Annotated in this window: 20 protein-coding genes; 6 read left to right on the top strand and 14 right to left on the bottom strand. The window is 38.2% G+C overall.

Annotated elements, in window-relative coordinates; all coding sequences use genetic code 11:
- Window positions 1-75: 75 nt before the first annotated feature.
- The 6 genes from BK580_RS08605 to BK580_RS08580 all read right to left on the bottom strand — a co-directional run bounded on the left by BK580_RS08605 (window position 76) and on the right by BK580_RS08580 (window position 4,352).
- Entirely contained in the window at window positions 76-609 is a 534-nt protein-coding gene (locus tag BK580_RS08605; protein ID WP_078379929.1) for a YfiT family bacillithiol transferase, read from the bottom strand.
- Between the two features lie 19 nt (window positions 610-628).
- Window positions 629-1,177 (bottom strand): GNAT family N-acetyltransferase, encoded by a 549-nt coding sequence (locus BK580_RS08600; protein ID WP_078379928.1) that lies wholly within the window; start codon window positions 1,175-1,177, stop codon window positions 629-631.
- Between the two features lie 32 nt (window positions 1,178-1,209).
- Window positions 1,210-1,416: a hypothetical protein gene (locus BK580_RS23310; protein WP_139364860.1), complete on the bottom strand. Its 207-nt coding sequence runs from the start codon at window positions 1,414-1,416 to the stop codon at window positions 1,210-1,212.
- A gap of 535 nt (window positions 1,417-1,951) precedes the next feature.
- Window positions 1,952-2,524: a DUF3221 domain-containing protein gene (locus BK580_RS08590; protein ID WP_078379926.1), complete on the bottom strand. Its 573-nt coding sequence runs from the start codon at window positions 2,522-2,524 to the stop codon at window positions 1,952-1,954.
- Between the two features lie 56 nt (window positions 2,525-2,580).
- Window positions 2,581-3,372: an SDR family NAD(P)-dependent oxidoreductase gene (locus BK580_RS08585; protein WP_078379925.1), complete on the bottom strand. Its 792-nt coding sequence runs from the start codon at window positions 3,370-3,372 to the stop codon at window positions 2,581-2,583.
- 2 nt (window positions 3,373-3,374) lie between these two features.
- A complete protein-coding gene (locus tag BK580_RS08580) occupies window positions 3,375-4,352 on the bottom strand; it encodes an MBL fold metallo-hydrolase (RefSeq protein ID WP_078379924.1) in 978 nt (325 codons plus the stop codon).
- A 528-nt stretch (window positions 4,353-4,880) separates the two neighbouring features.
- On the opposite strand from BK580_RS08580, the gene proC reads away from it, so the two are divergent.
- Window positions 4,881-5,720: a pyrroline-5-carboxylate reductase gene (gene proC, locus BK580_RS08575; protein ID WP_078379923.1), complete on the top strand. Its 840-nt coding sequence runs from the start codon at window positions 4,881-4,883 to the stop codon at window positions 5,718-5,720.
- Window positions 5,721-5,745: 25 nt separating this feature from the next.
- Here proC and BK580_RS08570 read toward each other — a convergent pair whose 3' ends face one another.
- Complete coding sequence (locus tag BK580_RS08570; RefSeq protein WP_078379922.1) at window positions 5,746-7,359, bottom strand: M20/M25/M40 family metallo-hydrolase; 1,614 nt, start codon at window positions 7,357-7,359, stop codon at window positions 5,746-5,748.
- 139 nt (window positions 7,360-7,498) lie between these two features.
- On the opposite strand from BK580_RS08570, the gene namA reads away from it, so the two are divergent.
- Window positions 7,499-8,515, top strand: a complete 1,017-nt coding sequence (gene namA / locus BK580_RS08565; RefSeq protein WP_078379921.1) for an NADPH dehydrogenase NamA — start codon at window positions 7,499-7,501, stop codon at window positions 8,513-8,515.
- Between the two features lie 795 nt (window positions 8,516-9,310).
- Here namA and rnz read toward each other — a convergent pair.
- Complete coding sequence (gene rnz, locus BK580_RS08560; protein ID WP_078379920.1) at window positions 9,311-10,231, bottom strand: ribonuclease Z; 921 nt, start codon at window positions 10,229-10,231, stop codon at window positions 9,311-9,313.
- A gap of 115 nt (window positions 10,232-10,346) precedes the next feature.
- On the opposite strand from rnz, the gene BK580_RS08555 reads away from it, so the two are divergent.
- From BK580_RS08555 to BK580_RS23535, 3 genes are all read left to right on the top strand, one after another.
- Window positions 10,347-11,195 carry an HAD family hydrolase gene (locus tag BK580_RS08555; RefSeq protein ID WP_078379919.1) on the top strand — a complete coding sequence of 283 codons (849 nt, stop codon included), beginning with the start codon at window positions 10,347-10,349 and terminating at the stop codon, window positions 11,193-11,195.
- A gap of 98 nt (window positions 11,196-11,293) precedes the next feature.
- A complete protein-coding gene (locus tag BK580_RS08550; RefSeq protein ID WP_078379918.1) occupies window positions 11,294-11,497 on the top strand; it encodes a hypothetical protein in 204 nt (67 codons plus the stop codon).
- Window positions 11,490-11,660, top strand: a complete 171-nt coding sequence (locus BK580_RS23535; RefSeq protein ID WP_169864878.1) for a hypothetical protein — start codon at window positions 11,490-11,492, stop codon at window positions 11,658-11,660. The genes BK580_RS08550 and BK580_RS23535 overlap by 8 nt, the downstream gene beginning before the upstream one ends.
- A 32-nt stretch (window positions 11,661-11,692) precedes the next feature.
- Here the strand turns inward: BK580_RS23535 and yunB are convergent, their stop codons facing one another.
- The gene (gene yunB / locus BK580_RS08545; RefSeq protein ID WP_078379917.1) at window positions 11,693-12,496 is read right to left on the bottom strand and encodes a sporulation protein YunB; all 804 of its coding nucleotides are present in this window, start codon (window positions 12,494-12,496) and stop codon (window positions 11,693-11,695) included.
- A 124-nt stretch (window positions 12,497-12,620) separates the two neighbouring features.
- Window positions 12,621-13,874 carry a DNA polymerase IV gene (locus tag BK580_RS08540; protein ID WP_078379916.1) on the bottom strand — a complete coding sequence of 418 codons (1,254 nt, stop codon included), beginning with the start codon at window positions 13,872-13,874 and terminating at the stop codon, window positions 12,621-12,623.
- 141 nt (window positions 13,875-14,015) lie between these two features.
- Here BK580_RS08540 and BK580_RS08535 point away from each other — a divergent pair, with 141 nt between their 5' ends.
- A complete protein-coding gene (locus BK580_RS08535; RefSeq protein ID WP_078379915.1) occupies window positions 14,016-14,195 on the top strand; it encodes a hypothetical protein in 180 nt (59 codons plus the stop codon).
- Window positions 14,196-14,265: 70 nt separating this feature from the next.
- On the opposite strand, the gene BK580_RS08530 is transcribed toward BK580_RS08535, so the two are convergent.
- The 4 genes from BK580_RS08530 to BK580_RS08515 form a co-directional block, all read right to left on the bottom strand.
- The gene (locus BK580_RS08530; RefSeq protein ID WP_078379914.1) at window positions 14,266-15,789 is read right to left on the bottom strand and encodes a CoA-acylating methylmalonate-semialdehyde dehydrogenase; all 1,524 of its coding nucleotides are present in this window, start codon (window positions 15,787-15,789) and stop codon (window positions 14,266-14,268) included.
- 93 nt (window positions 15,790-15,882) lie between these two features.
- Window positions 15,883-16,785, bottom strand: a complete 903-nt coding sequence (locus BK580_RS08525) for an NAD(P)-dependent oxidoreductase (protein ID WP_078379913.1) — start codon at window positions 16,783-16,785, stop codon at window positions 15,883-15,885.
- A gap of 23 nt (window positions 16,786-16,808) precedes the next feature.
- Window positions 16,809-18,155 carry a GntP family permease gene (locus BK580_RS08520; RefSeq protein WP_078379912.1) on the bottom strand — a complete coding sequence of 449 codons (1,347 nt, stop codon included), beginning with the start codon at window positions 18,153-18,155 and terminating at the stop codon, window positions 16,809-16,811.
- A gap of 21 nt (window positions 18,156-18,176) precedes the next feature.
- On the bottom strand, window positions 18,177-19,382 hold the full coding sequence (locus tag BK580_RS08515) for an iron-containing alcohol dehydrogenase (RefSeq protein ID WP_078379911.1): 1,206 nt from the start codon (window positions 19,380-19,382) through the stop codon (window positions 18,177-18,179).
- Between the last annotated feature and the right edge of the window lie 248 nt (window positions 19,383-19,630).

The following is a 19,630-nucleotide window of genomic DNA, read 5'->3' as shown; positions in this document are numbered from 1 at the left end:
CTAAAGTATTTCCATATTACTTGCCTTTCCAATTATGAAACTCAACCCGAAAAATTGTGAGCATATTCTGAAGCATTATGAAAATTTACACCACCCAAACCTTTCACGAAGAGACGTAATATGTGCAATATGATGACGCCCATGCCATTCATAGATAGCTATATTTACCGCTAATTTAACAGCTCCTAATTCTGGGTGCTGGAAAGTCTTTTCAAAGTCAGCCGGCTGCATAGAGCGCAATAACGTAATCCATCTAGCATGCAGGGACTCTAAGAGGGATAATGAAATATCTATTGGTAGTTTGGAATCAGGCAACTCGGCCCACTTATCTTCCATATAGGGCTTAATGGTGGGATTGTCTTCTGTAAGAGCCAATTTAAAGCGGATATAACTATTCATATGACTGTCGGCAAGATGGTGGACTACTTGGCGAACAGTCCATCCCCCTTGACGATAGGGCGTATCCAGTTGCTCTTCACTTAAATCTTTTACCGCCTCTTTAAGGTTGGCTGGAGTAATCTCAATCTCTTTTATCCAGCTTTCAATTGTCTCTATTGTCGGATTCTTTTCCAACTTAAATGGACCAATAGGGTAGCGTAAATCCGTCATATAATTCCCTCCACTATTTTTATATTGTTCTAGACTTATTGTATTCTATCAACCAACAATCGCGATATTCTCCCTCGTGAAGTTCCTGCTTAGGTAGAAGACGAATTTTTTTGAACCCACACTTTTCGTAACACTTCAAAGCCCTCAAATTTTGTACATGCGGTTCCATCACTACTTTATCCGCTTGCTGCTGTTCCACCAAATAATTCACCATCGATGTAACTAATTGAGAACCAATTCCTTTATTCCAATACTCTACTTCTCCAATGAACTGGTCTATCCCATAGATTCTTTCATGATTCATTTGGTAACCATATACCTTTCTAGATGCATCATCTATTAGATAAAATTGAATATATCCTATTTCTTTTCCTTCAAACTCGATGATACATTTAACCTCGTCATCCTCAGGATCGTAAAAAACTTGGTTCACTCTTTCCAAATTAAATGGATTGTCTCGTCCCTCGTAAAATTCAAGCACAAATGGGTCGGATAGCCATTTTGCTAACAAATAGTTATCCTTTTCTTCTAATTTCCGAACACTTAACATACCATTTTGGAAAAGCATAAATCCCCCTCCTAAATAAATATTTTCCCGCCTTAATTGTTGGCTTTCCATTTTCCCTCTATGTAACTAAAAAGTTTTAACGTAAGTAGACAGATAATGACCCCAACAATACTGATGGTTTGTTCGTTAGGTCGTATGATGATTATTTTTAACACATCTATGTCAAAAATAAAGCCGATCAATGTATATAGAGAGAATACCGCTACTACTTTCCATATCATAGATTTGGAGATTTTCATCACCTACTTTTCATTATTCGTTACTACTCTTCAGGCGATATGCGCTTAAGAAAAATGCTAATCCAAGACAAATAAAGGATATTGATATAAATTGATATTGTTTTTGCAAGAAAAAAGTATCCTGAAACGTTTGAACGAACAGAACTATGCCAAGTATGAAAAAAACAATTCCTATTCCAAAGTTAACTTTTCCTATTAAAGTAAGATTTTTTATAACGCCGACCTCCCTATTGCGTTCTGAATTAGGTATACTTCCCAAGATCCTATTCTCTTTACTTATCTAATTGATACGTTCTTCACAACTAGTAGTTTCAAAATCATTATAATTTTTAGTCATTAAATTCGTTAAAATTGGCTCTGTTAAAAATTTTTAACCAGAGAGAACATGAATACTAGATTCAATGTCTCTTTAAATTATACTAAATTATCCATATATTCATATTATCACTATTTTGATAAGTAAAAAATATAGTAGACCGGAAATTTTCCATTTAAAAAGGCACACATTCAAAATAAATGTGCGCCTTCTACAACCCTATAATTCCACTTCCACGTCCACAGATTCCGAATCCTCTAATAAATTCTTCAATGTTACTTTATACTGATGTTCTCCAGTTTCTTCTACCTTTTCCACGTGCCATGGATATCCCGCTTCCACTTCAGCTAGAGCTTTTTGAACCGCTTCTTGTTCATGCTCTTCTTGTGTAGTATCCACAACTACTTTCACGGCACCAGATTGTGCTGGAAAAGAATCGAGAACGATCCCTGAATTCCAAACGGTCACCTTCAGCCCTACTTTTAAATCGGTAGCAGCAAGCGGTTCTCCATCTGGGTCTTCTATTTGTGTACTATCTTCCAACGTATAGCTAGTAGCCGATATTCCATCGTAGCTTGCATGGTGACCAGTTACGAGAATTTGCAAGTTATCTCCTTCGTTTATCGAGATAATATAGCCAGTAAGATCCTCGACCGCTTCTTCCTCATCAGGTTCAGTTGGATGGATTTGATCGGATCCGGTTCCATTGTTGCCACTATTCTCATTGCTCGTACCACAGCCGAACAAGAGAAGAAAACAACTTAGCAATGTCCAAAATTTTATCGTTTTCATCTTCTCACCTCTTATCCTATTGGACGAAACGATTAAAAAAAAGTTACAAGCGCTGTCTATTTTTGACGAAAGGCTTTTCCAGCAAATTTTTCCACGAGTCCAGGAAAAAGCTGATACATTTTGCTTCCCATGTTCATCCAGCCAGGTAGATTGATTTCTCGCTTGTTTGTAAGCATCGCATTCGCTATCTCGTTGGCCACTTTTTCGGGATCTAACATCCATTTATCCACTTTCTGTTTGTATTGGCCAGTGGCGTCTGCCACATCAAAAAAGTTTGTACGAATCGGACCTGGATTGACTGAGGTAACATGAATCGCCGAATCGTGAAGCTCCATTCGAAGGCTATTCGTGAAACCAAGAACAGCATGCTTGGTAGCGGAATACACACTGGATTTCGGAGTCGCCAATTTTCCAGCTTGAGAAGCAATATTAATAATATGTCCGCTATTTTGCTTAAGCATCGTTGGCAGCACCATTTTGGTACATCCAATTACTCCAAACACATTTACTTCAAACATGCCTTGCATATCATCTAAAGAAAGATTATGTACTTCATCAAAAATTCCAAATCCTGCGTTGTTTACTAACACATCAACAGTCGGAATTTCAGTTAAAAGTTTAGTAAACGTCTCTTCTATATCTTGACGCTTGCCCACATCTAAAGGAAAAAAAAGAACATCTCTTCCAGTATTCATTTTTATTTGGCTTGATACTTGTTCCAGTTTATCTAAAGAACGCGCCATCAAAATTGGATTGGCCCCTCTTTTCGCTACTTCTAAAGCGAGCGTTTTTCCAATACCACCAGAAGCGCCAGTGATCACCACATATTTTCCTTGTAAATTTGCCACTTCTATACACCCTCTTTTTCTTTGTATCGATATGGAAGGGAGGATGTGTCTACCTCAATTCTTTCTTGGTCCAAGAGATAGTCGATTTGTCCGAGGGTTTCCGATAAGGTTAAAAGTAGCTGCTTTTCAAAAACCTTCGGGAACAGATGTTGACATATCTCATAGGCAGTAGCCGACTTCTCTTTTACAAAAGTCTGAACTTTGTGCGCACGTTTTTCCTGTTGTTCCAAGCGCTCCGTTAAAATCTCCTGAACGTTTTCCACTATTCCACCATGACCAGGCAGGACTCTCGAAATCGGCAAGGTGAGCATTTTTTCAATCGAAGCCACATAGTCAATCATCGATTTTTTGCGCTCTGTTTCTCCTACATAAGGAGGCTCCACAAGAGGGTTAGGAGAGATGTGCTCTAAGATGAGGTCTCCCCCTATCAATGTTCCGCTTTTTTCATCAAAAAGAACCAGATGGCTGCTTGCATGGCCTGGTGTCTCGAAAATACGCCAGTTCGCTAAACCTTCTAGTTGATCCCCTTCTTTAACAAAGGATGTTAACCCTCTATGGCAAGAAAAGCGCATTGGCTTATCGATGGAAGCAAGCAGTGCATAGAAACGCTTCTCTACCCCCATTTTCTCAAAAAGATCCTTATAAAACGTTTCATGTGTCTCAAAATAACGCTGATCTTGTGTCATCCAAGGGTGCGAGCGCTTATGTCCATAAACAGGAATGTTAGCAGGTAAATAATCTAACAAACCGACATGGTCGGGGTGATGATGTGTAATAAATACTTGGTCAATGTCCAACAATTTCAGACCATGTTTTTTGAGTTCTTTCTGAAAAATCTCCCACGCTTCAATCGTTCTTACACCAGCGTCCACAAGTGTAATCTTGTCTGTAATAATCAAATATGTATGTACATCTCCAACCGCAAAAGGAGTTGGAATGGTGATTTGTTTTATTTCTTGTTTACAAGAAACTTTGTTCATAATAATCTCCTTTTTTCTTCGTCATAACACTTAGTGAATGGATAGATGATTTTTTAAAATTATAACAAAATAATAGACGAGCAATTTTAATGAATAAGTATTCATTTACAGAATGCACTATTTCTGATAAAAAAGAAAGTGTTATTCTTCAATAACTAAAAAAAATTCACACTTCATTATTCTTAAATAACGACTTGAGATATTTTTAAAATTGTGACAAATAATCCCTTGACTTTCAGTGGTTCCCGTTGCATAATGTAAAAAATTATAAAAGATAACGTGACGAATGGGACTAGTAAAAAGAACAATGATGAAAGAGATGGAAGTTCACCGGCTGAAAGACTTCCTCATCCCCTATTCTTTTGAACCTACCCAGGAACAATTAGGCAAACCTAATCGTCCCCCACGATACGGGAAAACAAGCTGGGTTTAACCAACCAATCAAGGTGGTACCGCGGATAAGACCTATCCGTCCTTATTTATAGGACAGATAGGTCTTTTTTCTATTTTAAAAGGAGCGTGTTGACGATGAAGATTTCTTTTATTGGGGCAGGATCGATGGCAGAAGCAATTATTGCTGGCCTAATTAAACAAGGAATTTGTGAAAGCAAATCCATAACGGTTACAAATAAACAAGATAAAAACAGGTTGGATCGTTTAAAAGTGAGATATGGAGTAAGCGTGAATGATAATAAGGAAAAAGCCATAAAAGACGCCGATGTTATCTTTTTAGCAATGAAACCAAAGGATGCGAAGGAAGGAATTCTTTCTATTGCACCATTTATTAAAAAAGACCAGCTAGTCGTATCCGTTCTCGCTGGAATTTCTAGTACAGTAATAGAAACACTCTTTCAACAGGAATTACGCATCATTCGTTCCATGCCAAATACCTCCGCTGCTATTGGACTTTCTGCAACGGCTATTGCAAAAGGAAAGTATGCAACCAACAAAGACCTCCACTTAGTTCAAGCTCTTTTTACAGCGATTGGATTATGTACGGTCGTTGAGGAAGAACAGCTTCATGCGGTAACAGGTGTATCCGGAAGTGGACCAGCATATATATATTTTATAGCCGAGGCGATGGAAAAAGCCGCACTTGCACAAGGCTTAGACATAGAGGTTGCCAAAAAATTAGTAAGCCAGACGTTAATTGGTGCGGCACATATGCTTCAGGAAACAGAGAAAGATGCTGAAGTACTTCGAGCGGAAGTAACAAGTCCAGGTGGCACTACTCAACGAGGAATTTCCCTATTAAATGATTTAAAAGTAACAGAAGCCTTTGAATCATGCATTGACGGAGCGACGAAACGTTCACGTGAAATGGGAGAAGAAATCGCGGAAAAGTTAAGAGAAAAGACATCTAATTAAGCCTGCATATGCAGGCTTCATACTTTTATTTTTCATAAATTGTTTTTACAAACTCAGCTAAAATAGGCGGAAACACATCAAAGGAAAAGGAGACATCTAAACGCTCCGTCCATTGATGAGCATCCTTACCAATTGGTCCTAAATTAAAGACAGGCATTTGTAAGGATTCCATATCTTGAAACGGCAAACTATACGTCGTGCCATAGACTGGTATATTGTAAGGTAAACGTTCCTTTGCTGTAAAATCCCCTTTTCCAATAAAGCTTAAATCACATAAGCCCGAGAAATATCGCTGTTCGACAAAATTAATATTTTTTTCTTGCTTCATTTTCTCGATGAAGCTCTTCGCGACTGCCATCAGTTCATTGTCCTCTTCCGTTACCACTGCTGGGTAATATGGTGGAGCAAAAAATAAAATAATCATTGGACCTACTTCTTTACATAAGGAAGCGACCTCTTCTACTACTTTTATTGATTGTTCCCTTTCATCTAAATGAGAGAAAGCAGCAATAACCGAAAAGATTCGTAGATCTATCTCATGCTCTCCGTGAATTTCCTTGGCTTTTTGTACAAGCTCTTCATAAGTTAATACAGACACATGAATTGGTCGTTCGTTAAAAGCAGCAAATTGTTGATATTGCTTTATTTTTTCTTTGCAAAACGCTTCCATATTTTCGGCTGCTTGCTTGGCAATAGCAAGAAACGAAGCCTCCCACTCTGGAAGCGATTTTTTCATAAATAGGACATTGTATAGGGTCACCGCTGTGTGCGGGATTTGAACAGAATAATCTTCCTTCAAGCCCTTTTGTAAAAGATTGGTTGGCGGTGGTGTGACCTCACCTTCAACGTGCTCACATAATTCCGTATTCCATTCCATTAACTTATTAATCTCAGACACCATAAAATTGGCATTAAGCCCTGCTAAAGGTTCTCCCACATGTGTTTCTTTTCCATAGCAGAAAAAGCCAGGTAATAGCTTTCCAATGGACCCAGAATACAGATAAAGATTATCATCACCTGGATATTGCTGAAACATTGGCTCCGAATTCACGCATGCTTTATAGCTAATGTCATGATCTTGGGCAATCGTACTTAAGGCTGGTAATGCTTGAAGCATCCCTTGTGAATTGACCTCTTCATCAGGAACCGCTAAAAGCAAGAGATTGACATCCCAATTCTCCTCAATGACTCGCTCGAGCAAGGACATTTGCAGAGCAAGTCCTGCTTTCATATCCATGACTCCTCTACCAAACAACCAATCACCTGTTAGTAGATGCTCTCTCGCTTCATTTGGCAACGTATCCACATAGTTCTCCAGCTCTCTTGTTAGCTCCAATGGTTGGAATGCTAACTCTTTTAACACTCCGTAATCTTCTACTCCTACCACGTCAAAATGACTCACTAACACAATCGTTTCCTTTTTAGTAGACTTTTTTACTAAAGCAGTTACAAAAGAACGGCCATCCTCCATACGATGGAGCTCTAAGTTACTAGGGTTGTTTTGAAAATAATCTAAGTGATTTAACTGATAATAGATAAAAGAAGCAAGCCTTTTTTCTTCACCAGATAACGTGACACTTCCATGTTGGACAAGGGATACTAATAGATCTGTCAACTGCTCTTTCGTTTGCCATCGCATCGCTTATCCTCCTCTAAAATAGTACTATTTTGCTCCTATCATACTACTATTTTTTAAAATTGAACACCTATCTTTTGGAGGTAGAAAAAACATTTGATATAATATTTTAGGTACCCGAAATATATAGGAGGAATGACAAATGAAAACTGCTCTTTTTTCGCCATATACTGTTAAAGGTGTTACCCTGAAGAACCGCATTGTGATGTCTCCTATGTGCATGTATTCAAGTCACAATGAGGATGGAAAAATCGAAGACTGGCACATGACTCACTATGTATCCCGTGCTGTCGGCCAAGTTGGTCTCATTATGGTAGAAGCAACTGCCGTGCAGCCACAAGGTAGAATCTCGCCACAGGATCTTGGCATTTGGAGTAACGATCATGTTGCACGTTTACAAGAATTGACCAGACAATTAAAATCCCATGGTGCAAAAACAGCAATCCAACTAGCACATGCCGGTCGCAAAGCAATGCTAGAAGGCACTATATACGCACCATCAGCTCTTGCTTTTAACGAAAAAATGAAAACACCTGTGGAAATGTCGCAAGCAGATATTACAGAAACCATAGAGGCATTTGTCGCTGGTGCAAGGCGCGCAAAAGAAGCTGGCTTTGATATTATCGAGCTACATGGTGCACACGGTTATTTAATCAATGAATTTTTATCACCTTTATCGAATAAAAGAGAAGATAACTACGGCGGAAGCACAGAAAATCGCTATCGCTTTTTACGCGAAGTAATTGATGCCGTTCAGGTTGTTTGGGACGGTCCCTTATTCGTGAGAGTCTCAGCTAATGACTACCATCCAGAAGGCCTAACAGCGGAGGATTATGTCACCTACGCAGCTTGGATGAAAGAACAAGGTGTGGACTTAATCGATGTAAGCTCAGGCGCTGTTGTTCCCGCACGTATTGAAGCGTATCCTGGCTATCAAGTAGGCTTCGCGGAGACGATTAAAGCTGGTGCTGGAATTGATACAGGAGCAGTTGGCCTCATTACATCTGGTCTACAGGCAGAAGAAATTCTACGCAACGAACGTGCCGATTTAATCTTTGTAGCAAGAGAACTACTACGTGATCCTTATTGGCCAAGAACGGCTGCGAAGGAACTTGGGGTAGAGATTGAAGCACCAAAGCAGTATGACCGTGGTTGGTAATAGGAATAGGAAAAGGTTTGTCCAGTGTGGGCGGACCTTTTTGTGTGGTGGGATATACGAAAAGTACAATCAGCAAGGAACAAAATCGCTAAAGTGAGTTAATCTTTTAAATTACACTCTGATTGTTCCCTCTTTTTCTTGTTTTCGCTTTTGAGGGCACGATTACGCTCCGATCGTTCCCTCTTTTTCTCATTTTTCATTTTTGAGGGCATGATCACGCTCTGATCGTTCCCTCTTTTTCTCATTTTTCATTTTTGAGGGAACGATCACGCTCCAATCGTTCCCTCTTTTTCTCATTTTTCATTTTTGAGGGAACGATCACACTCTGATCGTTCCCTCTTTTTCTCGTTTTTCATTTTTGAGGTCACGATCACGCTCCGATCGTTCCCTCTTTTTCTCATTTTTCATTTTTGAGGGCACGATCACGCTACGATCGTTCCCTCTTTTTCTCGTTTTTCATTTTTGAGGGCACGATTACGCTCCGATCGTTCCCTCTTTTTCTCATTTTTCATTTTTGAGGGAACGATCACGCTACGATCGTTCCCTCTTTTTCTCATTTTTCATTTTTGAGGTCACGATCACACTCTGATCGTTCCCTCTTTTTCTCGTTTTTCATTTTAAAGGACACGATCACGCTCCAATCGCTCCCTCTTATCTTCGTAATATACACTAAGGTATACTAGACTTGAATAAACCTTGTATCGAACAATTATCCACTAATCGGAAGTTTATATAATTTCCTGATACACCAAAAACAGTGTCCCCTACCTCCAGATAGAACACCGTTTTCCTTCACTATTTTATTTCTATCATCTCTAAATCAGACACAACACTCGAATTGGCAAAAATCACTCTTGCCTCATCCTCCAAAAGTCCAATTTCTTCCTTTTGGTACCTGGCACTTATATGGGTAAGCAAGAGCTGCGACACCCCGGCATCGAGTGCAACTTTAGCTGCTTGCACGGTCGTGGAATGAAAATACTCCATCGCTAGTAATTCATCTTTCGCTGCAAAAGTCGCCTCATGAACAAGAACATCGGCATCTTTAGCCAGTTCAACAGAAACATCATTATATCGTGTGTCACCAAGGATTGTAATGACTTTCCCTCTTTTAAGTGGACCGATAAACTCTGTTCCATCAAAGGTTCGCCCATCTGGTAGCACCACCGTCTGGCCATCCTTTAATTGCTGATAGTGGGGACCCGCCGGAATGTTATGTGCCTTTATTTTATCCATCAACAGTGCTCCCGGTAAGTCCTTTTGCACCACCCGAAATCCATAGGAAGGAATACCGTGAACTAGCTTTTTCCCCTCTATTTGATACTCATCTTCCCGAAGTATTAAGCCTTCTTCCTCAAACTCTTCAATATGTAAAGGATACTTCACATGCGTCACACTTACCCTCAAGGACGTTTCAATAAATTCCTTAATACCTTTGGGACCATAAACGGTAAGTGGTGATTCTCCTCCCTGAAAAGAACGGCTGCTTAAAAGACCAGGTAAACCAAAAATATGATCTCCATGTAAATGAGTAATAAATATTTTCGCAATCTTTCTCGGCTTTAACGATGTATGTAAAATTTGGTGCTGCGTCGCTTCCCCACAATCAAACAACCAAATCGAGCTTTCTTTATCATCTATATGCAAAGCCAAAGAAGACACATTGCGGTGCTTTGCAGGAATACCCGATCCTGTCCCTAAAAACGTAATCTTCACCTTCACCCTCTCCTTCTTTCTCCATTATACTCAAATTGTAAAAAAAGCATAAGGGGATGGAAGCCACCGCTAGATATAGTACAATGATAAGAGAAACAATAAAGGAGCGAATCAAATGGAAAATATAACGACCATTGTATTTGATCTAGACGGAACACTTTATGAAGACACACATCACTTTCGTTATTATGCTGACCTTTTAAGAAACAAACTTTCAATGGATGTCCAAGAACTATTCGAGCAAGATTATTTAGCAGTGGAGGATGGAAGCCACACACTAAAGATTGGAAGAGTATATGATGCCCAAAAGGATCTCATTCTTTCTCATCATCATGGTGAAGTTACGCAAGGGTGGAAATGGGATGGAGAGATCGTTCCTTCTCACGAAATAAAGGAATTATATCCAAAACCTCTGCAGTTTGACTTAGTAGAAACGCTCAGCATCGGAGACTTGTGGTGGATACCTGTAGCAATTGCAAAACACTATGGTCTATCGAGCAAAGAAGCATATGAGGCCTTTTTACAAACAAGAGAGCATATGATGACAGACGACTTTGAGCTACAACCTTTAAAGGAATTCGCAGATGTATTAGAAAGGCTACATTCCAAATATACACTGGTACTCATGACAAACAGTCCGCAAGTAGATAGTGAAACTATCATCAAAAAATTAGGATTTACTTCTTATTTTCACGATAAAATCTTTGAGGCAAACAAGCCTATACATACAGGAGAGAAATTAACCTTCATCTCCGAAAAGTGGACGGTACCATTTAGTCAGATGCTTAGTATTGGAGACAACTATATTAATGAAATCCTACCTGCATCGCTTTTAGGCTGCTCAACAATTTGTATTGATCCTTACGATATCCACGAAAATAGCGTTGCTAACTATACTGTCCGTAACCTAAATGAACTATCAATAAAACTGGAAAAACTATTACTAGATAACACCGAAATTTAACGGTGTTATTTTTTTGTAAAAAACACTTGAAATGAGAACAAATGTTCCTTATAATAAAAACAAGAACAAACGTTCTAAAAACTTATGAGGTGATAAACATGAAAACCATTCAAAATTCCTTCTACTTATTCTTAAAACTTTTAGCAGTAACAGGCTTCGGTATTCTCTTCTATTTTGTAATCTCAGATAAGACAAGCAGTGCTCCTATGTTTAGGTTAAGCCTACTTACTTCTATCTGCTTAATCGCTATTCCTGGAATGAAAAATGTAATAAATCATTCAGAGGAATCCCACCATGGCTAAAACAACCAGTAGTTCACCTTCCTATACTGTTGCACTTGAAATTGCTAAACGACTTGTTGATCAAAAGGTTACCAATGATCTAGATGTTATTTGCTCTGTCGTCAATGTTTGTAAAGAAGACGTAATTACTTATATTTTTTCCAACAAAAAAACAAACCCATGATATGAAATCACAGGCCATAAAATACTAGTATTTTAATTATTATTTTCCTCTTCATCCTTTTGTGTTTCATTTTCTGGAACTAACACTGGTGCAAATCCACCACTTCCGCTTCCACCGCCATGATAAAACTGAGGTACTTTCCCATGAATTGTGTGGTCGCCGATTTTAACTGAATTTTTAATTTCCAGTGGCTGTTCTATTAAGGGAATAATGATGTTCATTTTCACACTTACATTCAAGTAAAACTCCATAATCGTATTATTTATTCCTGATTCAATAATTTTGGTTTCTACATTCGAAATGACATCTCCTAGAATTTCAAACCTCACCGGGATCTTCGGACCTAAATTAGAAAATAGAGTAGCTTTCGTAGCCATCCCTAACGGTACATTATAAACAATCCCATTTTGTTTTTTTGATTTTTCAAAGTTAATATTAGGATCCACCTTGTATGACTCTAATCCTTCTAAGTTTCCTTCCTCTAAATAGTCTAAATATCTTTGAACCGATAAAGTAGTATCAGAACTAAGCCGATTAACTATTTGAGAATTAGTACTATAACTAAAATGGTCCGGACCTTCGCTTATTACAATAATTAAATCTCTCACATCAAAACTATCTACCATGTTTTTTGAGATTGCATCATTAATTGCTTGTGTAGCAATTTGTCGCGCTTTCGTTTCAGCTATCCCTTTAAAACTTGGCTCTAGATTTTTATTAATAATAATTAGACTAAAAACAGTTAGCACATTAAAAACTACGAAAGATATTAAAAACACATATTTTAAAGGTAACGGTCCACGTTTTAATAGTGAAGTCCGACGTATTTTTCTCATGTAATAATCCTCCTTCCCTAATATATATAGATTCTTTGGACAGATTATTAGCTATTTTTTATGGGACAAACTAAAAAAGTGCACAAAAAAGCCCTATAAACTTCTACCGTTTACAGGACAGTGTTTATTCCAAAAAATCTTTTTGGAAACTTGTAGTGAGTTTTGCTGTAGAATTTGAATTTATCGTATTTTTGTTCTTAATTCCTCTTTTGATAATTCCTTTACCAAATTTATCTTGCAATTTCTCCAGTGTTTTCTGCAATGGTTCATCTTTAGCATCCTCTTGAAAGGTGAATAGATCCAGCTGCTTTACTGAATGATCCTTCTCAACAAGATCTTGCGCAGTTATACCAAGTAGACGGACAGGATTACCATTCCAATGCTTTTTCAACAAAAAAATAGCAGCTTCCTTTATTTGTGCAACTGACTCAACTGAATTAGCTAGCTTTCTACTTCTTGTGACCGTATGATTGATTCCGTACCGAATCACAAGCTGTATATTATAACTTAAAACAGATTTTCTTTTCATACGTGCACTGACGGATACTGCTAATTTTTCTAGGACATTTTCTATCAATAACTCGTCATCCGTATCTTCTCTTAAAGTGGTGGAATTACCAATACTCTTAAACTCCGAAACAGAATCTGGATCAACTAGACGATTATCTTCTCCATTAGCTCGCTTTTTAAGCCTTTCACCGTTGATACCGAGAATATGCTTTAGTTGATAGTCATTTCCCTTTGCCAACTCACCAATTGTCGTAATATTAATAGTTTTGAGCTTTTCCGCAGTTTTAGAACCAACACCATGCATCTCACCAACAGGCAAAGGCCACAACTTTGTTGTAAGCTCTCTTTTTCTTAACACAGTTATTCCCATTGGCTTTTTCATATCAGAAGCCATTTTAGCTAGAAATTTATTTGGTGCAACCCCAATGCTACATGGCAGTAATAGCTCCGTTTTAAGACGAGTTTGAATTTCTTCCGCAATCTGTATAGGAGTTAATGAAATCGAACAATCCGTTACATCCATATACCCTTCATCAATAGAAACAGGTTCAACTAAATCCGTATAGGTTCTAAGTAATTCGAACATGGCATGAGAGCTTTTTCGATATCTTTCAAAATTCGGTTTCCGTACAATTAAATTAGGGCATTTTTGCTTCGCTTCCCAAACAGGCATCGTAGTTTTCACACCAAATGCTCGGGCTTCATAACTACAGGTTACAACAATCCCTTTCCGGTCCTCCACATTCCCTGCAATAGCAAGAGGCTTACCGCGAAGTGTTGGATCATACGCAATCTCAACAGAAGCATAAAAACTATTCATATCTACATGAAAGATAATTCGTCCGCTCTTTTTCACTGGTTCATTCATAGTATCCACCCTAACTTTTCATTACCTTTATTATATGAAATATAAGCAGATTATCAAAGGGAGATGACTTTTTCTTCAGAATCAATTGGACAATATTGTATAATTATAGATATATTAGTAGTTAAGAAATGAGGCCATATCATGTTCAATGGGATAATTCTAGCAATAATAGTCGTTTTAGTTCCCTTTTTTAGTATTGCCGCTGGTGGGGGAGCTGAAAATGCATTGCTCACATTCTCCACCGCTTCCTTCCTTCTTAATATTTATTTAGTAATACAAATCTCAAAAAAAGAAGATAAACACCAAAAAGAGACTTCCTAGTAACTTAGGAAATCTCCATATCTTCAGTTAAATAAAATGTCTGGGTGCTATTATGCCCCTGAACTAACTGTTAATTGTTACTTGGAAATGCAAATTCTGTTTTGTGGTCCTTTGCTTTTGCTTCCGGCCATTTTTCTGATACTGTTTTAGTTTTTGTGAAGAAACGAACTGTGTCTGGTCCAAACATATGACCTTCTCCAAATTTAGAACGCTTCCACCCACCAAAGTTATGGTAGCCAACAGGAATTGGAATCGGTACATTCACACCAACCATGCCCACTTCAATTTGTTCTGTGAACTTTCTTGCAGCAGATCCACTCTCTGTAAAAATCGTCACACCATTTCCATATTCGTGGCTATTTATTAATTCAATGGCTTCATCTAAACTATTAACGTGCACAACAATTCGTGCAGGCCCGAATACTTCATCGCGATAAATCTTCATCTCAGGAGTAACACGATCTAGTAGTGTAGCACCTAAGTAGAAGCCATTTTCTTTTTCGCATATTTCCGGGTTGCGGCCGTCAACCGTTAATTCAGCTCCTTCTGCTAAGCTCTCGTTAATATACTTTAAGATAGTATCCTTCGACTCTTGAGTAATCACTGCGCCGAAATCTGCTTGTTCATCATTATAAGCGCCAACTTTTAATTCCTTTACACGAGTCCTTAATTTCTGGACAAATACTTCTGCTGTTTTTTCTCCTACTGGCATAGCCGCTGAAATGGCCATACAACGTTGGGAAGCAGAACCATATGCAGCTCCAAGAAAGGCATTAACCGCTTGATCTAAATCCGCGTCAGGCATAATGATCATATGATTCTTACCACCACCAAAAGCAGCAACTCGCTTATTATTTCGGCATCCTTCATGATAGACGTATTCAGCAACTCTCGTTGAACCTACAAATGAAATTGCATGCACTTTAGGGTTTCTAAGGATAGCATCTACAGCCTCTTTATCACCATTAATGATGGTCCAAACTCCATCTGGCAGGCCTGCTTTTTTCCATAGTTCTGAGATAAATAGTGCCGAGTTTGGAACACGTTCCGATGGTTTTAAGATTACTGCATTTCCGACAGCTACTGCCATAGAAGTCATCGCAAGTGGCACCATTACCGGGAAATTAAATGGTGAAATCGCTGCAACTACACCTAAAGGTTGTTTCAATGAATAAGCATTAATATCTCCTCCAACATTAACCGAGTACTCTCCTTTTAACATTTGCGGAGCATTAATTGCAAAGTCAACAGATTCAATCCCTCTGCTGATTTCACCTTTTGCATCAGAAATCGTTTTTCCATTTTCAAGACCAATCATTTCAGCTAGTTTATCAGTTTCCTGCACTAGAAGACTTCTAAAGCGGTGCAGAATTTCTACTCTTTTCCCAACAGAAGTATTTTTCCACCCTGCGAATGCAGCATGTGCCACTTCAACGGTTTCATTTACTTCATCAGCTGAAGCATATGGACATAATGCTGTTACTTCACCAGTTGAAGGATTATAAACCTTTCCAAAGCGATCACTTTTTCCAGCTTTCATTTCACCACCGATAAAATGCGTTAATGTTGTCATTCCACTCTTTACTGTAGTCATATTTATTCCTCCTAATTTTTAAGTGCTTTTCTTTTCTATTCACAAGCATTCCTTCATTAACTTATAAGAAGTTGTATCTATGATTCTAGTAATCTATTTTGTTGTTTCTGCTTTTTCAGCTAGCTTCTTCGTCATTAAGTAAGCAGCAGACATGTCATTTTCTCCATAGCCTTCATTAGCTATCTGTGAATACCACTCTACAAGGTGATCCCCAATTGGCAATTGGACTTTACAATCCTCTGCCATTTGTTTAGCGATTTTTAAGTCTTTTAACAGTAGATTCGTTGTAAAGCCAGGCTCAAAGTTATTTTCAGCAATATATTCTTTATAGTTTCTTTCATAGATTCTACTTTGGCCGTAACTCACATTTAAAATTTCAAACATACTCTCGTGATCTAGGCCCATCTTTTCACCAAGAGTTAAGGCTTCTCCAACGGCCTGGGTATAAAAACCGATCATTAAGTTGTTGATTAACTTAATCACTGTACCGCTGCCTGGGTTTTCACCGACATGAAAGAGGTTTTTTCCCAGTATATTTAATAGTGGTAGTACTTCTTCAAAATCTTGTTTCGGTCCTCCAACCATAAACGTCAAGGTTGCATTAACGGCACCAATTACACCTCCGCTAATTGGAGATCCTAAGTATTTTAGTTTATTTTCCAGACAAGCCTGAAAGACTTTGCGGTTTAATTCTGGTGTTACGGTACTAGTGTCTATAATTATTAAACCTTCTCTACCATACTTGATTATACCTTCTTCATAAAATGCTTTTTCCACGATAGCAGGTGAGGGTAAACTAAGGAAAACAACATCTACACGCTGAAGGACCTCTTTAATACTTGGGCATATATGGCCCCCTTTTTCTTGGAATTTGGCAATGGCCGTTGGATTAATATCAAAACCAAATACCTCATATTCCTCATTAATTAAATTTCCAGCCATAGGAAGCCCCATATTTCCTAACCCTATAAAACCTAGAATGCGCTTTACACTCATCATTCTCTCTCCTTTTTAATGGTTTAGTGAAAAATCATATATAGTACAACCGCTAGTGCTAAAAATATGGTTGGTACAACTACACTCATTATAAATACTGGAAAATAAGCCCGTTTATGTGTTTCCTTACAAACCCCATTAATAGTAGTGACGATGTATCCGTTATGAGGAAGAGAGTCTAATCCACCTGAAGCAAGGGCTGAAATCCGGTGCATTGCGCCTGGATCTAATCCCTGGGCCATATAAATAGGTCCGAGTATCGGCAAAGCAATCCCTAACCCACCAGATGCTGAACCTGTAATCGCAGCAATCAGTGTAACAGCCATAGCAAGACCTGCATATTCTAGGCCAGGCATGTTTGTGAGCGCATCCACAATAGCTGTAAATGCAGGTACCTTTGCAGCAACTGCACCAAATCCAACTACAGCACAAGTATTAGCAATCGCATTTATTGCATTTTCAGTACCTTTAGTAAGTGCTTTCAAATGAGTACCAATGGCATTTTTATACATAAGACCCCACCCTACAACAATTCCAGCAAATAAAGCAATTAAAACTGCTTGTTCTGTTGAGATAAACTGGGCAACAATATTTAAGACTATTACTACAGATATTAAAGGCAATAGCGAAACAAAAATATTAGGCAAGTCCTTTTTAGTTTCTCCTTCATTTGCTCTACCTTCATTAGTTGCGGCGACCTCTGCCTTTGCTATTTCAGAAAGATGCTCCAAGGAGAAAGCTTCTCCTCGATCTACTGCTTTTTTTACCATCTTCCCTAAGATAATTCCGCCTACTACCATAATGAATAACGCAATAATAACTCCTATCCAACCACCAGCAGTGGGAGTCGTGCCAAAATGCTGAGTAGGAATTAGATTTTGAATCTCCGGTGAACCTGGTGATGTCATCGTAAAAGAGATTGATCCGAACACTAGTGCACTTGGGATAAAACGATGGGGCAAATTAGCACTTTTAAATAAAGAAAAAGCTATTGGATAAACAGTAAACGCTACAATGAATACGCTTACACCACCGTAAGTCATAAGTGCACACGCCGTTACAACAGCAAACACCGCTCTCTTTGCTCCAAATTTGCGTTTAACCCAATCAGCAATCGCATTTGCAGCTAATGTATCCTCCATGACTTTCCCAAAAATTGCCCCAAGTAAAAATGTTAAAAACCAAGAAGCAAAGAATCCAGTGAAGCCTGTCATATAGTAAGATGTTAACGCTTCCAATAAATTGTGCCCACCTGTGACTGCTACAATTGTCGAACAGAGTACAGCAGCGATAATGATGTTTATCCCTTTAATTGTTAAATACATAAGTAGTCCAAGTCCCACAATCAAGCCTATAAAGCTAAGTGCCATCCCCTAACCTCCTTTACTATTTTAGACATTGTTGTTTAAAAGCTTCATATTTGAATAGTCATATGTAAAGGAGACTCGATACAGATTGATAATTTCCTCTTTACTAGGAATTCGAGGATTATTACTTGGACTCCCACTTGCCAATGCATCGGTAGCCATTTTGTCTAACACTTTTTCAAAATCTTGCTCTTTAATACCCCAAGTTTCTAAATTAGGAATTGTTAAATCCATACAGAGCTTTTTAATAAATAAGACTGTTTCTCTAGCGATGACCTCATCACTGTACTGTTCTATATCTCTCAGAATTGTCCTTCCTATCTGAGCTAATTTTTCTATACAGCTACTTTCACTAAATTCCAATACAGCCGATAGCAACATAGCATTAGATATTCCATGTGGCACTTTAAACAAAGCGCCAATAGGGCGAGACATCCCATGAACGAGGCATACAGAGGCATTAGAAAATGCAATCCCTGCTTGCATAGATGCTAAAGCCATTTGTGTTCTTGCTTCCAAATCGTTTCCATCTTCATAAACGCGCTGAATGTTATCTGCAATTAGTTTAATAGATGATAAGGCTAATGTATTAGATAAGGGATTGGACTTGCGTGAAATAAATGCTTCAATGGCGTGGCTTAATGCATCTACCCCTGTTGCAACCGTTATCATTTTTGGTGCTGATAGTGTAAGGATTGGGTCAACAATGGCTACCCTTGGCATGATTTTAGGCTGCTTAATCATCATTTTTATATCATTAATTGTATGGGTCACAACCAATGCATCCGTTACTTCAGATCCTGTGCCTGCTGTTGTAGGAATGGCTATTACTGGCACCGGATCATTTTTGATGATTTTCCGATTTCCCACATATTCTATTAACTCGCCTTCATTTCTAGCCAATAAAGCAACGGCTTTAGCTGCATCAATACAACTTCCTCCACCTAAGGCAATAATGAAAGCACAACCATTTTCATGAAACAGGGTTAAAGCTTCTTCAACATGAGTATCTTTTGTTTCAGAGTCCACTCCCAAATAAGGAATTGCCTCAACATTATCCACTTCCAAAGAGTCAATCAACTTGTCAACATAACCTAACTCACTTAAAGGTTTATCACTAATTAACAATGCCTTTGATCCTAATTCATTTGCCTCCTTGCCCAATTTAGAAAGACTACCTCTCCCGTAATGAATGACATTGGGCATCCGGATTTCTGCTATTAAATTCATATAAGCCCCCCTGTTACGAAGTAATATACACTTTATATAATGCAATTATCGTGCCAACTATTAATTTAACGAATTTTCTGTATTTTTATCAATATATGCTTTGATAAAGCTACACACCGAACACAAATATGTAGTCTTAGACAAACAAATGTGTTGACTAATAACTACACTATCCTTTAATCTATTTTATAAATATTCTAATTTTTCAAAATCAAACGGATTAATAACCGATAAAGTTGATAGGTGGT

It is taken from the genome of Sutcliffiella halmapala, assembly GCF_002019665.1.
In the GTDB taxonomy this organism is placed as follows: Bacteria; Bacillota; Bacilli; order Bacillales; family Bacillaceae_I; genus Sutcliffiella_A; species Sutcliffiella_A halmapala.
This window is presented reverse-complemented; position numbering and strand designations above follow the sequence as displayed.

Bases quoted from the DNA above. Each gene is read 5' to 3' on its own strand.
- BK580_RS08605 (WP_078379929.1), bottom strand. From the start codon at position 609: ATGACGGATTTACGCTACCCTATTGGTCCATTTAAGTTGGAAAAGAAT.
- BK580_RS08600 (WP_078379928.1), bottom strand. From the start codon at position 1,177: ATGCTTTTCCAAAATGGTATGTTAAGTGTTCGGAAATTAGAAGAAAAG.
- BK580_RS23310 (WP_139364860.1), bottom strand. From the start codon at position 1,416: ATGAAAATCTCCAAATCTATGATATGGAAAGTAGTAGCGGTATTCTCT.
- BK580_RS08590 (WP_078379926.1), bottom strand. From the start codon at position 2,524: ATGAAAACGATAAAATTTTGGACATTGCTAAGTTGTTTTCTTCTCTTG.
- BK580_RS08580 (WP_078379924.1), bottom strand. From the start codon at position 4,352: ATGAACAAAGTTTCTTGTAAACAAGAAATAAAACAAATCACCATTCCA.
- proC (WP_078379923.1), top strand. From the start codon at position 4,881: ATGAAGATTTCTTTTATTGGGGCAGGATCGATGGCAGAAGCAATTATT.
- BK580_RS08570 (WP_078379922.1), bottom strand. From the start codon at position 7,359: ATGCGATGGCAAACGAAAGAGCAGTTGACAGATCTATTAGTATCCCTT.
- namA (WP_078379921.1), top strand. From the start codon at position 7,499: ATGAAAACTGCTCTTTTTTCGCCATATACTGTTAAAGGTGTTACCCTG.
- BK580_RS08555 (WP_078379919.1), top strand. From the start codon at position 10,347: ATGGAAAATATAACGACCATTGTATTTGATCTAGACGGAACACTTTAT.
- BK580_RS08550 (WP_078379918.1), top strand. From the start codon at position 11,294: ATGAAAACCATTCAAAATTCCTTCTACTTATTCTTAAAACTTTTAGCA.
- BK580_RS23535 (WP_169864878.1), top strand. From the start codon at position 11,490: ATGGCTAAAACAACCAGTAGTTCACCTTCCTATACTGTTGCACTTGAA.
- yunB (WP_078379917.1), bottom strand. From the start codon at position 12,496: ATGAGAAAAATACGTCGGACTTCACTATTAAAACGTGGACCGTTACCT.
- BK580_RS08540 (WP_078379916.1), bottom strand. From the start codon at position 13,874: ATGAATGAACCAGTGAAAAAGAGCGGACGAATTATCTTTCATGTAGAT.
- BK580_RS08535 (WP_078379915.1), top strand. From the start codon at position 14,016: ATGTTCAATGGGATAATTCTAGCAATAATAGTCGTTTTAGTTCCCTTT.
- BK580_RS08530 (WP_078379914.1), bottom strand. From the start codon at position 15,789: ATGACTACAGTAAAGAGTGGAATGACAACATTAACGCATTTTATCGGT.
- BK580_RS08525 (WP_078379913.1), bottom strand. From the start codon at position 16,785: ATGAGTGTAAAGCGCATTCTAGGTTTTATAGGGTTAGGAAATATGGGG.
- BK580_RS08520 (WP_078379912.1), bottom strand. From the start codon at position 18,155: ATGGCACTTAGCTTTATAGGCTTGATTGTGGGACTTGGACTACTTATG.
- BK580_RS08515 (WP_078379911.1), bottom strand. From the start codon at position 19,382: ATGAATTTAATAGCAGAAATCCGGATGCCCAATGTCATTCATTACGGG.